General features: G+C 65.8%; 15 protein-coding genes and 2 pseudogenes. 3 read left to right on the top strand and 14 right to left on the bottom strand.

The features are described 5' to 3' along the window. Positions 1–101 precede the first annotated feature (101 nt). The 12 genes and pseudogenes from ACIBK2_RS11260 to ACIBK2_RS11205 form a co-directional block, all read right to left on the bottom strand. Positions 102–554 (bottom strand): annotated as a pseudogene (locus tag ACIBK2_RS11260) (hydrogenase maturation protease); the annotation flags it as partial. A gap of 1 nt (position 555) precedes the next feature. Next, positions 556–882, bottom strand: coding sequence for a hypothetical protein (locus tag ACIBK2_RS11255; RefSeq protein ID WP_396966078.1), 327 nt, complete (start codon positions 880–882; stop codon positions 556–558). A 15-nt stretch (positions 883–897) separates the two neighbouring features. Then, entirely contained in the window at positions 898–1,017 is a 120-nt protein-coding gene (locus tag ACIBK2_RS11250) for a DUF6893 family small protein (RefSeq protein WP_396966076.1), read from the bottom strand. 13 nt (positions 1,018–1,030) lie between these two features. After that, positions 1,031–2,356, bottom strand: coding sequence for a hypothetical protein (locus tag ACIBK2_RS11245; protein WP_396966074.1), 1,326 nt, complete (start codon positions 2,354–2,356; stop codon positions 1,031–1,033). Further along, on the bottom strand, positions 2,353–3,024 hold the full coding sequence (locus ACIBK2_RS11240) for a DUF6084 family protein (RefSeq protein WP_379283786.1): 672 nt from the start codon (positions 3,022–3,024) through the stop codon (positions 2,353–2,355). The genes ACIBK2_RS11245 and ACIBK2_RS11240 overlap by 4 nt, the downstream gene beginning before the upstream one ends. Beyond that, complete coding sequence (locus tag ACIBK2_RS11235; RefSeq protein WP_396966072.1) at positions 3,024–3,665, bottom strand: DUF5947 family protein; 642 nt, start codon at positions 3,663–3,665, stop codon at positions 3,024–3,026. Before ACIBK2_RS11235 ends, ACIBK2_RS11240 begins: the two co-directional genes overlap by 1 nt. Then, positions 3,662–4,603: a NifU family protein gene (locus ACIBK2_RS11230; RefSeq protein WP_396966070.1), complete on the bottom strand. Its 942-nt coding sequence runs from the start codon at positions 4,601–4,603 to the stop codon at positions 3,662–3,664. The genes ACIBK2_RS11235 and ACIBK2_RS11230 overlap by 4 nt, the downstream gene beginning before the upstream one ends. 28 nt (positions 4,604–4,631) lie before the next feature. After that, positions 4,632–6,428: a nickel-dependent hydrogenase large subunit gene (locus ACIBK2_RS11225; protein WP_396966068.1), complete on the bottom strand. Its 1,797-nt coding sequence runs from the start codon at positions 6,426–6,428 to the stop codon at positions 4,632–4,634. Positions 6,429–6,439: 11 nt separating this feature from the next. Then, on the bottom strand, positions 6,440–7,495 hold the full coding sequence (locus ACIBK2_RS11220; protein WP_379283782.1) for a hydrogenase expression protein HypE: 1,056 nt from the start codon (positions 7,493–7,495) through the stop codon (positions 6,440–6,442). 85 nt (positions 7,496–7,580) lie between these two features. Then, entirely contained in the window at positions 7,581–8,435 is an 855-nt protein-coding gene (gene hypB, locus ACIBK2_RS11215) for a hydrogenase nickel incorporation protein HypB (RefSeq protein ID WP_396966065.1), read from the bottom strand. Then, positions 8,393–8,767: a hydrogenase maturation nickel metallochaperone HypA gene (locus ACIBK2_RS11210; RefSeq protein WP_357378855.1), complete on the bottom strand. Its 375-nt coding sequence runs from the start codon at positions 8,765–8,767 to the stop codon at positions 8,393–8,395. The genes hypB and ACIBK2_RS11210 overlap by 43 nt, the downstream gene beginning before the upstream one ends. A 70-nt stretch (positions 8,768–8,837) precedes the next feature. Then, positions 8,838–9,485 carry a TetR/AcrR family transcriptional regulator C-terminal domain-containing protein gene (locus tag ACIBK2_RS11205; RefSeq protein ID WP_396966062.1) on the bottom strand — a complete coding sequence of 216 codons (648 nt, stop codon included), beginning with the start codon at positions 9,483–9,485 and terminating at the stop codon, positions 8,838–8,840. Positions 9,486–9,578: 93 nt separating this feature from the next. Here ACIBK2_RS11205 and ACIBK2_RS11200 point away from each other — a divergent pair, with 93 nt between their 5' ends. Together ACIBK2_RS11200 and ACIBK2_RS11195 are read left to right on the top strand one after the other, a co-directional pair. Continuing rightward, positions 9,579–11,060 carry an FAD-dependent monooxygenase gene (locus ACIBK2_RS11200; RefSeq protein WP_396966060.1) on the top strand — a complete coding sequence of 494 codons (1,482 nt, stop codon included), beginning with the start codon at positions 9,579–9,581 and terminating at the stop codon, positions 11,058–11,060. 275 nt (positions 11,061–11,335) lie between these two features. Continuing rightward, positions 11,336–11,905, top strand: a complete 570-nt coding sequence (locus tag ACIBK2_RS11195) for a hypothetical protein (protein WP_396966058.1) — start codon at positions 11,336–11,338, stop codon at positions 11,903–11,905. On the opposite strand, the gene ACIBK2_RS11190 is transcribed toward ACIBK2_RS11195, so the two are convergent. Then, on the bottom strand, positions 11,906–12,025 hold the full coding sequence (locus tag ACIBK2_RS11190; RefSeq protein ID WP_396966056.1) for a YegP family protein: 120 nt from the start codon (positions 12,023–12,025) through the stop codon (positions 11,906–11,908). 51 nt (positions 12,026–12,076) lie between these two features. Continuing rightward, a complete protein-coding gene (locus tag ACIBK2_RS11185; RefSeq protein ID WP_396966054.1) occupies positions 12,077–12,448 on the bottom strand; it encodes an ArsR/SmtB family transcription factor in 372 nt (123 codons plus the stop codon). A gap of 121 nt (positions 12,449–12,569) precedes the next feature. Between ACIBK2_RS11185 and ACIBK2_RS11180 the strand changes: the two are divergent. After that, positions 12,570–13,232 (top strand): annotated as a pseudogene (locus tag ACIBK2_RS11180) (energy-coupling factor ABC transporter permease); the annotation flags it as partial. Positions 13,233–13,239 lie beyond the last annotated feature (7 nt).

Below are 13,239 nucleotides of genomic sequence, written 5' to 3'. Positions count from 1 at the left end.
GCGTAAGGGGCATCCCGAGAGATCACGGCGACTGGCGCGGCAACCGGATCGGGCGCGGCAACCGGATCGGGACGGGCGGATTCGGTGATCGATACCGGCGACAAATCCGCCAGAACTTCGACGACCGCAGCTACTGCCGTATCAACCGCGGCCGCAACAGGTTCGGACAGACCCATCCTCTCGTCCACGGACTCGACCTGGCAGCCGACCACATAGGTCGGCGGTAGCGTGCCGCCGAGCGCGCGAACGCTGGCGAACACCGCCTCTGGATTCATGGCGTGCGCATCGAGATTCGCGGCGCCGTCGCGGTCGGGTTCGGCTTGGAACACCCGGATACTGCCCGGCGCACCGCGATTCGGTAGCGCGTCGATCAGTACCAGCGCGTCCCACCCATCGAGCAGGTCGTAGGCCAGATGCATGCCGCGGATGCCGTAGTCGATCACGCGCACCGCGGGGTCGGGATGGTGTGGCAGCCGCCGCACCACCTCTGGTCCGAATCCGTCGTCGCCGAGGAAGATGTTGCCGATTCCCGCGACCAGCACTGTCGTCGTCAGATCACCCCTGATCCTCGGTCGGCGCGGTCGCCCCGCCGACTTCCGCGCCGCCGACTTCGCCGGTGGCCGTCTCGTCCGGGTCGTTCGCCTCGGTTTTGCGGCCCTCGTACGGCGGGATCGGCGCCTGGGCGTCGGAACCGGCTGTCTCATTGGTGAATTCGACGGTCCGCGTGGGATCGGTGCCCTCGGCGGAGGTCGTCTCCTCGTGTCCGATATCGCCCGAGGGACGGTCCGCGGGTCCGGCCGCTACCTCGTCGGAGCCGGTGTCGCGCGAGCCCGGCTCGCCCCGTTCCGACTGGGGTTCCTCGCGCTGATCAGGGTCGGTCATGACATCTCCTCAGTGCTACATGTGACGGATCTTCAGATATCGCCGCAAATCCGGTATCGATCGAATGCCGACATAGGCGGCTCCGAGGACGATCACCGCGACAACCGCGGTCGCAACAATTCCGACGATCTCCATATCGGACCTTCCTTTACTTTTCGGGGCTGATGAGTGGTTCGATCTCGTCCGGCGCGAAATACAGGTAGCGGCCGTACCATTCGTGCAGATCCGCCGCCGGGTCGTCGTCGATGACGACGCCGACGTGGGCGTGGCCGTCGACGTCTTCGTGCACCGAGGTGACGCGGGCGACCTTGCCGTCGAAGAACAGGTCCTGCGCGTCGGCCCGCCGGGAGGGGTGCAGCCGCACCTTGCTGCCCTTACGCACCCGCACCCCGGCGATCGATACCGCGTCGGAATCGGGTTGAACGGCGTTGTCGGCCAGCGGATCCCACCAGTCGACACCCTCGGGGATTTCCGGAATCAGTTGTGGCTGCCCGAGATGCGGGTCGCGCAGCACGCCGTGTAGCTGCTGCATCGACTCCGGCGTCATGGCGTCGCAGCGGTCGATGATCTGGGCCGCCCGCGGATCGGTGGCGCGGGCCTGCGCCTTCTCGTCGTCGGTCATCGTCATCACGCGCAACGTGAGGATCTCGTCGATCTCGGTGGAGTCGAACAGTGGTCCGTCACTCTGCTCGGCGATCTCCGGGTGGTCGTAGAGGATGATCGGCGAGATCAGCAGCAGGCTCTGGTCGCCGGGTGGTCCGGCGAGCACCGGGAACCAGCGGTCGCGCACGCAGCGGGCGGCGGCGTCGGCCGCGTCGGCCGGTGGTTCGAGCAGCGAAATGAACTGTCCGTCGGTGACTTCGGCGATGATGTGGGCGCCGATCAGCGAGCGGGCGATCGCGTCGCGCTGATCCGTCGCGGCCGCGCCGGTATTGCGGAGCAGCACCGTGAGCCGGAGGTAGCCAGCGTCCTGATCGACGGCGAGTTCCAGTTGCGAGTCCAGCGCGAGGCGGGTGCGCACCAATCGACCGGCCGCCTTGCCCGTCGCGTTGGTGATGTCTTCGATGTCGGTCCCACCCGGCACCCGCACCGGCCACGTCCCGGCGGCGAGCGGCATTGGGCCGATGACGATTTCGCGCTCGACGGCCTCATCCCAGGTGATCCATGAACGCGTACCGACGGTCAGCTCCGCGATCCGCGCCCCGTCCCGATCCTCGACCGCGCGCCGCTGCAACTGCAGGAACCGGACGGTCAGGGTGATCGCCGTGTCGGCGGTCGCGTCGATCAGGCATTGCGCCGACATACTCGGCTCTTCGCCCAGCCCGTTCGCGGCGGCACCCTCGGGACCGAGCACACCGAACTGCCAGCGCGACTGGTTCTTTCGGGAACTCGCCCGATAGGGATACAGCAGGTACCCCTCGTACAGCACCGCGTCGGCGACGGCGCGCGCTCTGGCCCTGGTCTCGGCGGTCATGACGGTGCCTCGCCGGTCGACGGGGTCTCTTCCGGACAACGCGCCAGCAACGAAGTCACCGCGTCGTCGAACCCGAGCATCCCGTGCTCGGACTTGTACGTGGCAAGCGCATCCAGGGTCTCCCTGGTCAGTCGCAACCAGCCGGAGTTCGGATAGTGCGCGGCCATCACGTCGCGCCAGACCGACACCGGCATGTCGAACTTGTCCTCGCGGTCCCACGGGATCTGCTGAATCCCGAAACCCGTTGTCCCTTTGAGAAATACCGTGCCACTGAACAGAAAGATCAACGGCACACTGCCCTCGCGCAGCGCATGCAGATACTTGGACCCGGTCACTTCGAAGTCGTAGGTGACCGGCATCGGCAGATCCACCTCGGACCCACCGCTGAAGCCGCGAATCATGGTGGCGCAGTGCATCCAGAGAAAGGTCCGCTGGGTGTCGCGCCAGCGTTCCCGCGGCCCGAACAGGTCGGCCAGGCCCTCGCCCTCCTCCTCGGAGTAGCGGCGACGGTGCGGTTCGATGCGCACCTGCGCCCGCAACGCGATCGCGTGCACGGGCTCGTCGGCGAGCGACGCTATGCCGATGCGCGCGGTCAGATTCGGCGCGACGGCATAGGGTTCCGGCTTCACGTCGAGTACCGCGAAGGTCATCGAGTTGACCGGGCTCATCACGCACCGCCCGGTCGAGCCGGTTTCGCGCGAGCGGACACGGCGGCAAAGAACTCGTCGAGGTAGTCGTGCACATCCTGCCCGCCGTCGAAACCGCGCCAGAGCGTGCGCATCCGGCCGACGAACTCGTAACAGGTGTCGATCGGCAGCAGCAGACACACGGCCTCGCCGGTGCCGTGCTCCGGGACCCGGATGAGCAGCGCCTCGACATCCGGTGCCAGCACGGTCAATTCGGGATGCCGATCCAGCACCGCCTGCCATTCGGCAAGCGGCAGTTCGGATTCGGTGGCACCGGCCGGCCCCGGATAGAACGCGACGGTCCGATCGAGGGCCGAGTTGCGGAAGAAGAAGGCAAGCCCCACCGGGATTTCCAGACCGTCCCACTCCCCCTGACTGATCGTGAATTCGGGGAAATGCAGATAGCGGTCCGGCACCGCCCGGTAGCGCAGCTGCGCGCCCTGATCGGTGAACAGCAGATAGCACCCGCGACAGGTGCACATCAACTGTCTGCCTTCGACATTCACCACATGCTGGTGTTCGTCGGAGATCGGCTCGGCGCACATCTCGCACCGCTCGCCGACCGGCACCACGGGTGGCCGGTCGGCGGTGATCCGCTGCAGGGCGCGAAACGGCGAGGTCACCCACTCACCCCCACCGGTACCGCCACCGACAGTTCACCGGAACGCACCAGCACGGGCAGCGGTTCGAGATGTCCCTCGCCGTCCACCCGCGCGCCGGCCCGCACCGCGTCGAAATGCGCGAGACAGTTCGGGCAGCGCAGCACCGCGTCGCCGACCGGATAGCCGACCCGACGATGCAGCGCGGCCCCGGCCAGCGAGCTGTCGCAGGCCGGGCAGTGATCCCGATAGGCGAACAGGTTGTCGCCCACCCGGCAGGCCAGCACGATCAGCCCGGCGATATCGAAACCGCCCACCTCGCCCGGCTGCAGTTCCGCGAGTTCCGGTACCGCCACCCAGTTTCCGGCGGGCTGGCCGGACTGCTGACCGTTGGCGTGCACCCGGGAGAACAGCGAGTCGGCGGCGATCACACCCGCCGACGCCGCCTGCGCTTCCGCCACTTCGATGGACACGATCTCGGGCGCGGCGGCGCGCACCGCGTCCTCGACCGCCAGCTCCAACGTCACCGACGACGACGGACAGGTCTTGCAGCTGCCCGACAGCTCGAGCCGCACCACACCGTCGGCGACACCGAGCAGCGCCACGTCCCCACCGTGCGACCCGAGGTAGGGCCGCACGGTGTCGAGCGCCGTCCGCACTCTGGTGTGCACGTCGTGCGGGTGCAGTCCGTGCACCAGCAGCAGGCTGGCCACCAGATCGTCGCGGACGAGGCGATCGATCGTGTCGGTGTCGTTGCCGAGCAACCGCAACACCCGTTGCAACCCGGCGCCGTACAGATCCGCGACCTCACGCACCAGGTTCTCGGCGCGCTCACGGGCCATGGCCCCGCCCGCCGAACTCGCGTCCAGCAGGGTCTCGATCCGTTCACCCGCTGTGCGCCAGCGGGTTTCGTCGTCGAGTGCGGTGTCTGGCTGGTCTCCCGGGCGATCGTCTACTGTCATCTTCTCCGACCCTCCGCTCGACCGGGCCTCACTCCGCGGTCAGCGTTTGCGTCGGTGAGTGCAGTTTCTCCAGCGTCTTGCCGTTGCCGAGATACATGTGCACGCCGCACGGCAGACAGGGATCGAAGCTGCGCACGGTGCGCATGATGTCGATGCCCTTGAAGTGCTCGCGGTCGTTCTCCTCGAAGATCGGCTGACCCTGCACCGCGTCCTCGTACGGGCCCGGCGTGCCGTAGCTGTCGCGTGGGTTGGCGTTCCACGGCGTCGGCGGGTACGGGTGGTAGTTCGCGATCTTGCCGTCCCGGATCACCATGTGATGCGACAGCACGCCGCGCACCGCCTCGGTGAAGCCGCAGCCGATGCCCTCGTCGGGCACCTCGAACTTCTCCCAGGTCTTGGTGTGGCCTGCCCGGATCTCTTCCAGTGCCTTCTCCGCGAAGTGCAACGCACACGCCGCGGCGTACGCCTGGAAGTAGGTGCGCGCCCGGTTGCGTTCGATCGTGTTGCTGCCGTGCACGGGCACATGCCATTCGAAGCTGACCGGACCCTTCAGCGCGGTCTTCGGCAGGTTGATCTGCACGCTGTGCCCGGTCGACTTCACGTAGCCGATGTCGACCAGCCGAGCCAGCGCCGTCGACCACAGGCGGGCGAGCGGCCCACCGCCGGTGTCCAGCGCGAGATGGTCCTTGCCGTCGTACCAGCGCGGTGACATGACCCAGCTGTACTTGTCGTCCATGTCGCGCTTCTGCGGCCGGGGATTCGTGTGCTGGTTCCATGGGTGGCGCCGGTCGACCGGATTGCCGAGCGGATCGGACTTGACGAACATCTCCTGATCGGTCCAGTCGTCGTAATACGAACTGCCCAAAAGGATTCGGATGCCGAGGTTGATATCGACCAGCGACGTCGTGACCAGCTTGCCGTCGACGACGACGCCCGGAGTCACGAACATCTTGCGGCCCCACTCCGCCATGTCCTTGTAGTTGAAGTTGCAGAAATCGGGGTCCTGGAACGAGCCCCAGCAGCCGAGCAGGGTTCGGCGTAGGCCGACCTGTTCGTAACCGGGCAGCGCCTCGTAGAAGAAGTCGAACAGATCGTCGTGCATGGGCACGACCTTCTTCATGAACTCGACGTAGCGCATCAGCCGGGACATGTAGTCGGTCATCAGCTGAATGGTCGCGACGGTGCCGACGCCACCGGGATACAGCGTGGACGGATGCACGTGCCTGCCTTCCATCAGGCAGAACATCTCCCGCGTATACCGGCTGACCTGCAGGGCTTCCCGGTAGAACTCGCCGGTGAACGGGTTGAGCGCCCGCATGATGTCGGCGATGGTCCGATAGCCGTGGTCGTTGGAGTGCGGCGAGAGCGTCTTCTCCGCCATCGCCAGCACGCCGGGATTGGTCTCGGCGACCATCCGTTCGCAGAAATCGACGCCGACCAGGTTCTCCTGGAAGATGTTGTGGTCGAACATGTACTCGGCGGCCTCGCCGAGATTGACGATCCACTCGGCCAGGTTCGGTGGCTTCACCCCGTACGCCATGTTCTGGCAGTAACAGGAGCACGTCGCGTGGTTGTCACCACAGATGCCGCAGATGCGGCTGGTGATGAAGTGCGCGTCGCGTGGATCCTTGCCCTTCATGAAGATCGAGTAGCCGCGGAAGATCGACGAAGTGCTATGGCACTCGACGACTTCCCGGTTCTCGAAATCGATCTTGGTGTAGATACCCAGGCTGCCGACAATGCGCGTGATCGGATCCCAGGCCATCTCCACGAGACTGTTGGGGTCGATCACCTTGCGCGACGGCTCAGGGATGATGGCAGTCATCGAAGATCCTCCTACCAGGTGCGAGTCGCGCCAGTTGTCAGCTTCTCGCCCTTGTGCCGCCAGCGCGGCTCTTTGTCGACCGTGCGGCCGGTGATGTGTCGGAGGCTGCGGATCATGGATCCGTAGAGCCCTGATGCGGCGGAGGAGAGCTTCCCGCCGGGTGGTTCGTCCATGAACGGCATGAACTTGTCGGGGAAGCCGGGCATGGTGCAGCCGATGCAGATGCCGCCCACGTTCGGGCAGCCACCGACGCCATTGATCCAACCGCGTTTGGGCACATTGCATTTCACAACCGGGCCCCAACAGCCAAGTTTCACAATGCATTTCGGCGAGCCGTATTCGGTCGCGAAATCGCCCTGCTCGTAATAGCCTGCGCGGTCGCATCCTTCGTGCACGGTCGCGCCGAACAACCACTTGGGTCGTAACGCCTCGTCGAGCGGGATCATCGGCGCTTGACCGGTGGCCATGTAGAGCAGATAGGTGAGCGTCTCCGACAGATTGTCCGGCTGAATGGGACAGCCGGGCACGCAGACAATCGGAATGCCCGCCTTGCTCTTCCAATCCCAGCCGAGGTAGTCGGGCACACCCATGGCTCCGGTCGGGTTGCCTGCCATCGCGTGGATGCCGCCATAGGTCGCGCAGGTACCGACCGCGACTATCGCGGTCGCTTTCGGCGCGAGACGGTCCAGCCACTCGCTGGTGGTCATCGGCTGGCCCGTCGCGGGGTTATTGCCGAAACCACACCAATAGCCTTCATCGTGCAGGTTTTCATTAGGTATCGAACCCTCTACGACCAGCACAAAGGGTTCTAACTCGCCTCTATCGGCTTTGAAAAACCACTCCAGGAAGTCGTCGGCCCCACCGTTCGGACCGCACTCGAAATCGATCAGCGGCCAATGCACCGCAATTTTGGGCAGCCCAGGTAGGGCACCCAAGGCGATCTCTTCGATACTTGGCTGGGTGGCGGCGGTTAGCGCTACCGAGTCGCCATCGCAACTGAGACCCGCGTTGATCCAGAGCACATGGATCAGAGTCTCTTCGGCTCGCACTGCTTCCTGAGTTGGCATCTAGCTGCCACCTTCCACAGCGGATCTTCGGTTTGCGGTCTCACTGGGCTTGAAGACACATCATCCGAATGTGATCCTGATCACGTTATTCTAGGCCCTGCTTGACGGCATCCTCAAGGGCGGCCGATTTCAGAGGACGTCGTTGCTCGAAAAGCCACGAGTACCAACGATCCACGCCCTCACCTGTGGTTACCGACAGCGGAAGGATCTGCACGCCGGGGTTCACCGCGCTGGCAAACTCGCCGCACTTGTCCAGATCGAAGTCCACATAGGGCAGCAGATCGATCTTGTTGATCAGCACCAACTCGGCGGCGGCGAACATGTGCGGATACTTCAGCGGTTTGTCGGTGCCCTCGGTCACCGAGATAACCACGACCTTGCTGCGTTCGCCGAGATCGAACAGTGCCGGGCAGACGAGATTGCCGACATTTTCGATGAACAGCAGGGTGCCCGGCGCGGGGTCCAGGGTCTCCAGCGCGCGCTGCATCATCTCGGCATCCAGATGGCAACCGGCGCCCGTGTTGACCTGCACCACCTTGCAGCCGGTCGCCTGGATTCGCTCGGCGTCGAGCAGGGTGGCCTGGTCGCCCTCGATCACCGCGACCGGCAGCTCGCCGAGCTCCCGGATGGTCCGCTCCAGCAGCGTGGTCTTGCCTGCGCCGGGTGAGCTCATCATGTTGAGCGCGAGGATGTCGCGCTCGGCCAGCCATTCCCGATTGCGTTGCGCCAGTTGATCGTTCTTGGCCAGGACCTTCATTTCCAGGCTCACCGTCTCGGTGCGCGGCAGGTGCACATGATCGGCGCCGGGGCCGTGCTGGTGCTCGTGGTGATGATCATGGCCGTGCTCGTGGTCGTACTCATGATCGCCGTGCTGGTGGTGTTCGTGCGGGACGCGGATCACGGCTGCCGCGTCGTCGCCACATCCACAGGTTGCGCACATGCTTCGCTCACTTCCATCGACCGGATGCGTAGGTCGCGCCCGGAAAGGATCTCGACGTCAGCGCTCCCGCAACGACACAGCACAATCGGATCGGCCAGGCCGAATTCGGCGCCGCAAGAACGACACTCGGCGGTGCCGAGTATTTGCTGAATGACCAGTCGCGCGCCTTCGGCGACCGTCCCCTCGGCGGCGAGTTCGAAACAGAATTGCATCGCGTCGGGCACCACCGCACATAACGCGCCGACCTCGACGGTGACACTGTGTACGGTCCGGCCGGCGGCGTGCTCACACACGGCGTCGATGACGCTCTGGGTAATGGCCATTTCGTGCATCGCGGTTCTCGGATCATCGAGTAGGACCCCTTTCGAGGCTACCTCCGCGCCCTGCGCCGTCGTGGCCGAATCAGCGCGGTTGTCCCGTTCTGGTAGTGACGATTCCGGCCAGAATGACGCGCAGACCGTGGTCGAACTCGGCGTCGTAATCAGCAGTGAAAAGGGTGTCTACCAAATTGGCGGTCAGTGGATATCGGGCGGCGTCGATGACCTTTTCGAGGCGATCGGGCCGGTAGGGATTGCTATCGTATTCCGCGCCGCTGCGCGCCTGTTCCTCGATGACGAAGCCGACGGTGTAGTGCAACAAGATCGGGAACACGCGGGCCGACTCACGGGGCGCGAAGCCCGCGTCCTCGAGCGTGCGCAGCATCAATTCCACTGTGCGCCACATTGCTTCGTCGTCGACGTAAGTGCCCGCGAGCACGTTCGCGCCGTCGCGGTAGCGCAGCATCGATCGGCGCAGGCGGGTAGCGAGCCCGATCGCCCACTCCTGCCACGCCTCGCCCTGCCGCGGCGCCTCGACGCCCTCGACGGCCGCGACGAAGACGGTTCGCGCCATCGCGTCGAGCAGTTCGCGTTTGTTCTTGATGTGCCAGTAGAGCGCGGGCGCCTGCACGTCGAGTGCGGCGGCCACCTTGCGCATGGTCAGGCCCTCGAGGCCGACGTCGTCGAGCAGGTCCAGTGCCGCCTGGGCGATGACCTGGGTATCGAGCTTCACTGCCGCCTCCTGTCGGGAACCTCTTGACAGCTTAACAACGTTCGCTGTCTACTTAACAGCGTTAAGGGATTTAACTTTGTTAAGGAGCGGGTCATGGAGACGACCGAGGTTGTTATCGCAGGTGGCGGGCCTACCGGGCTGATGCTGGCGGCCGAACTGCGGCTGGCCGGAGTCGAGGTGGTCCTGCTCGACGGGCTGCCCTTGCGCACGGGCGAATCGCGTGCCGGTGGCATCCACGCGCGCACCATGGAGATCTTCGATCAGCGCGGGTTGCTCGACGACCTGATGCCGCAGGGGCGCGTCATGCGGGCGGGACACTTCAGTGCGTTGCGCTTGAATTTCAGCGACTTCCACACTCGGTACCCGTTCATGCTCGCGGTACTGCAGTCGGTGGTCGAGCGCGAACTCGACCGGCGCGCAACCGAATTGGGTGCGCCGGTGCGGTGGGGTTCGCCGGTCGTCGGGTTCCGGCAGGACGCGACGGGGATCGACGTCGAAGTCGGCGGACCGGACGGGACCCGCTGGATTCGCGCCGCCTACCTGGTCGGCTGCGACGGTGGGCGCAGCACGGTGCGCAAGCTGGCCGGCATCGGCTTCACCGGGACCGATGCGACCGCGACCGGGATGCTGGCCGATGTCGAACTGGCCGATCCGCCCGCTGAGCCGTTCTTCGGGCTGCGGCGTGGGGCAGGCGATTACTCGGCGGTGCAGTTCGAGCCCGGCTGGTGGCGGCTGGTCGTACAGCGGCACGACCTCGTCATGGAGCGTGGATCGACGCTGTTGTTCGAGGACTTCCGGAAGAACTACATCGAGATCGCGGGCACCGATTTCGGCATGCACAGCCCGCGGTGGGTGACGCATTACGGTGATGCGGCTCGGCAGGCGGATCGTTACCGCGACGGGCGTGTTTTCCTCGCCGGAGATGCGGCGCACATTCACTACCCCGCCGGTGGGCAGGGACAGAACCTCGGCGTGCAGGACGCGGTCAATCTCGGTTGGAAGTTGGCAGTCGCCTTGCGGGGCAACGGGTTCGACGAGGTGCTCGATACCTATGAGTCGGAGCGACTGCCGGTCGGGGCTCGCGTGCTGCACAACACTCGGGCGCAGACCGCGTTGCAGCGGCCGGGGGCGCATATGGAGGCGTTGCGCGACATCATGGGCGATTTGATCGATATGGATGTGGTGCGGGAGCGGCTCGGGCTGATGATCACCGCGCTCGATATTCGGTACGACACCAAGGGGGATCATCCGTTGGCTGGACGGCGGGTGCCGGATGGGGATCTCGTCACGGGCGAGGGCGACACTCGGGTCTTCGAGCTGCTGCGCTCAGGCCGTCCGATGCTATTGCGGCTCAATGGGAACCAAGCTCCGTTGGCGCAGGGGTGGCGGGATCGGGTCGATGTGGTCGACGCTCGCAGCCGGGATGAGCGCTGGGCCGTCCCCGGCGTGGGTGACATCGCGGTTCCGGCCGCCATCCTCATCCGGCCCGACGGTTACGCGGCCTGGGTCAGCGACCGAGCCGGTGACGACGGCCTGGTCGAAGCGCTGGCCACCTGGCTCGGTCCGGCATCCTGATCCATCAGCGCGCGTCCACTCGACGTGCGCTGCGGTCATGTCCCGCTCGACGTGCGCTCGCCGAGCGGGGCGCGAGGGGATCCGGCGGAACCGGCTCAACGATTCCGCGGCGTGGGTTGGGTGAGAACGACAGTGCCAACGGGCTGTTGGACGCGCTCGGCACCTGGTTCGGTCGGCCGCCTGAGCTGGTCCAGCCGCATTGGGGACGGTGGCGGACGGTGGCGGGTCTCGCCATCTCACGAATCGCGTGGTGCCAGCGTCTTCGAGGTGTGAGCATGCAACGGAAGTTGTCCGGAAACCACGCATTTCGTTCGCGCGGTGAGGCCGATCGTCCCTCGCCGCGGCTGCGAAATCTAGGGCTGTTTCCCCCGCCGCCGGCTCCCCTGCCGCACACCGAAGCCGAACTCGAGCGCCTCCTGGTGATGTTGCAGCAACAACATCAATCTGGCACGACCGTCAGCATCGGACACAGCCGAGATTTCCACTCCGCCGCGGCGGCGAATGCTTTTTCCTCGGCGTGCCGCGAGCTCGGCTACCGCGTGTCGGCCGTTGTCGACTGGCCCGAGGACGCCGCATCCTGGCTGCGGCAGGCCCAACGCCTCACCGCCGGAGCCCCCGACGCGTGGGTAATCGCCGCCGCCGTCCCGGGTTTCGCGCAATTGAGCCGACGGCTCGTGCACTCCACCCGCTGGACCGCGCGCCGCACCTTCGCGTTCGCGTCGCTGGCGGATCCGATGTGCGCGGCGCTCGCGGGCCCCGAAGTCCTCGACGGACTACGGGGCGCGACCAGTGCGGGCGGCAGCTGGGCAATCTCGGGCAACGAGGTTGTCCGCGACGCCGATTGACTACCCGGTCTGATCGTCGACCGTGGCGACGGAGGCGTTCTTCTGCACCGACTCGATGCCGTTCTTCGCCGCGGCCTTGCTCTCATACGCCTGGCCGGCGGCGATGACCTCGCCGTTCAACCATCACAGCCACCGATCGGCAATCAATGCTCGCGCAGGAACCACGTGCGATCAGGTGCTGCCCACGACTTCCTGTTCGATCGATTCCTCCGCATGCGTGGCGCCGATCCAATGCAGCAGGTCGTGGATGGTGTCGTCGGCGAGGCGGTAGCGGACGATGCGGCCGTGTTTGGCGCTGGATACCCAGCCTTGGTGGCGGAGCAGGCGCAACGCGTGCGAGACCGCGGTGCCGGACATGCCGACGGCGGCGGCGAGATCGCTGACGCTGATGTCGGGTGCGTGATGCAGGCACACCAGGAGGCGGAGCCGGTTGGCGTCGGAGAGCAGGTCGAAACGGCCCGCCCAGTGCTCGATACCGGCGATATCCAAACCCGATGCGGCACGGCCTGCGTGATCGGGGTCCAGCGGAATGCTCACTGCCACATGTCTACTCTGCCGGTCCTGGGCGGATACGACCAGTCCTTACCGATATAGGAACATCTGTTCAACTGATCATGTATCGCGAGTATCGTCTCGAGGGGTGAGCTACAGCACCACCCAGGCCATGCACATGAGCGACGGCATCGTGAACGCGCCGACCTCGTTGATTTTCGCGGTAATAGCGGTCGGCGGCCTAGGTTTCGCGGCTTGGCGGGCCCGTGCCGAGCTGGATGAGCGGGCCGCGCCGATGGCCGGGCTGGTGGCGGCGTTCATCTTCGCGGTGCAGATGGTGAACTTTCCGATCATGCCGGGAGTGAGCGGGCACCTATTGGGCGGTGCGCTTGCCGCGATTCTGGTCGGGCCGTACGTCGGTGCGCTGTGTGTGGCGATTGTGCTTGTCGTTCAAGCGCTTCTGTTCGCCGATGGTGGGTTGACCGCGCTCGGCACGAACATCACGAACATGTCGCTGATCGGGGTCACGGTCGGGTACACGGTCGCGCGCCTCGTGCTGCCGGTGCTGTCCCGGCGGCGAGCCGATGCGGGGATCGGGATCGTCGGATTCGTCGCCGCGTTCGCCGGAACTGTTGTCGCCTCAATAGGTTTCGTGATCGAGTACGCGATCGGCGGTGCGGCGGGCTCGACCGTCGGGGCGGTCGCGGGGTACATGCTCATCACGCACGCGCTGATCGGCGTCGGGGAAGGGATCATCACCGCGATCACGCTCATCGCGGTGGTCAACGCGCGACCCGACCTCGTCTATCTGTTGCGGGTCACCGGTCAGCGCCGCACCGCCG

Source organism: Nocardia sp. NPDC050175, from assembly GCF_044459885.1.
Classification (GTDB): Bacteria; Actinomycetota; Actinomycetes; order Mycobacteriales; family Mycobacteriaceae; genus Nocardia.
The sequence above is the reverse complement of the archived record's forward strand: the minus strand, read 5'-3'. Positions and strand labels throughout refer to the sequence as shown.

What these genes read in the sequence shown, in the direction of transcription:
- ACIBK2_RS11220 (WP_379283782.1), bottom strand. Translation starts at nt 7,495, where the DNA reads ATGCCAACTCAGGAAGCAGTGCGAGCCGAAGAGACTCTGATCCATGTG.
- ACIBK2_RS11225 (WP_396966068.1), bottom strand. Translation starts at nt 6,428, where the DNA reads ATGACTGCCATCATCCCTGAGCCGTCGCGCAAGGTGATCGACCCCAAC.
- ACIBK2_RS11245 (WP_396966074.1), bottom strand. Translation starts at nt 2,356, where the DNA reads ATGACCGCCGAGACCAGGGCCAGAGCGCGCGCCGTCGCCGACGCGGTG.
- ACIBK2_RS11200 (WP_396966060.1), top strand. Translation starts at nt 9,579, where the DNA reads ATGGAGACGACCGAGGTTGTTATCGCAGGTGGCGGGCCTACCGGGCTG.
- ACIBK2_RS11255 (WP_396966078.1), bottom strand. Translation starts at nt 882, where the DNA reads ATGACCGACCCTGATCAGCGCGAGGAACCCCAGTCGGAACGGGGCGAG.
- ACIBK2_RS11240 (WP_379283786.1), bottom strand. Translation starts at nt 3,024, where the DNA reads ATGAGCCCGGTCAACTCGATGACCTTCGCGGTACTCGACGTGAAGCCG.
- ACIBK2_RS11195 (WP_396966058.1), top strand. Translation starts at nt 11,336, where the DNA reads ATGCAACGGAAGTTGTCCGGAAACCACGCATTTCGTTCGCGCGGTGAG.
- ACIBK2_RS11210 (WP_357378855.1), bottom strand. Translation starts at nt 8,767, where the DNA reads ATGCACGAAATGGCCATTACCCAGAGCGTCATCGACGCCGTGTGTGAG.
- ACIBK2_RS11250 (WP_396966076.1), bottom strand. Translation starts at nt 1,017, where the DNA reads ATGGAGATCGTCGGAATTGTTGCGACCGCGGTTGTCGCGGTGATCGTC.
- hypB (WP_396966065.1), bottom strand. Translation starts at nt 8,435, where the DNA reads ATGTGCGCAACCTGTGGATGTGGCGACGACGCGGCAGCCGTGATCCGC.
- ACIBK2_RS11230 (WP_396966070.1), bottom strand. Translation starts at nt 4,603, where the DNA reads ATGACAGTAGACGATCGCCCGGGAGACCAGCCAGACACCGCACTCGAC.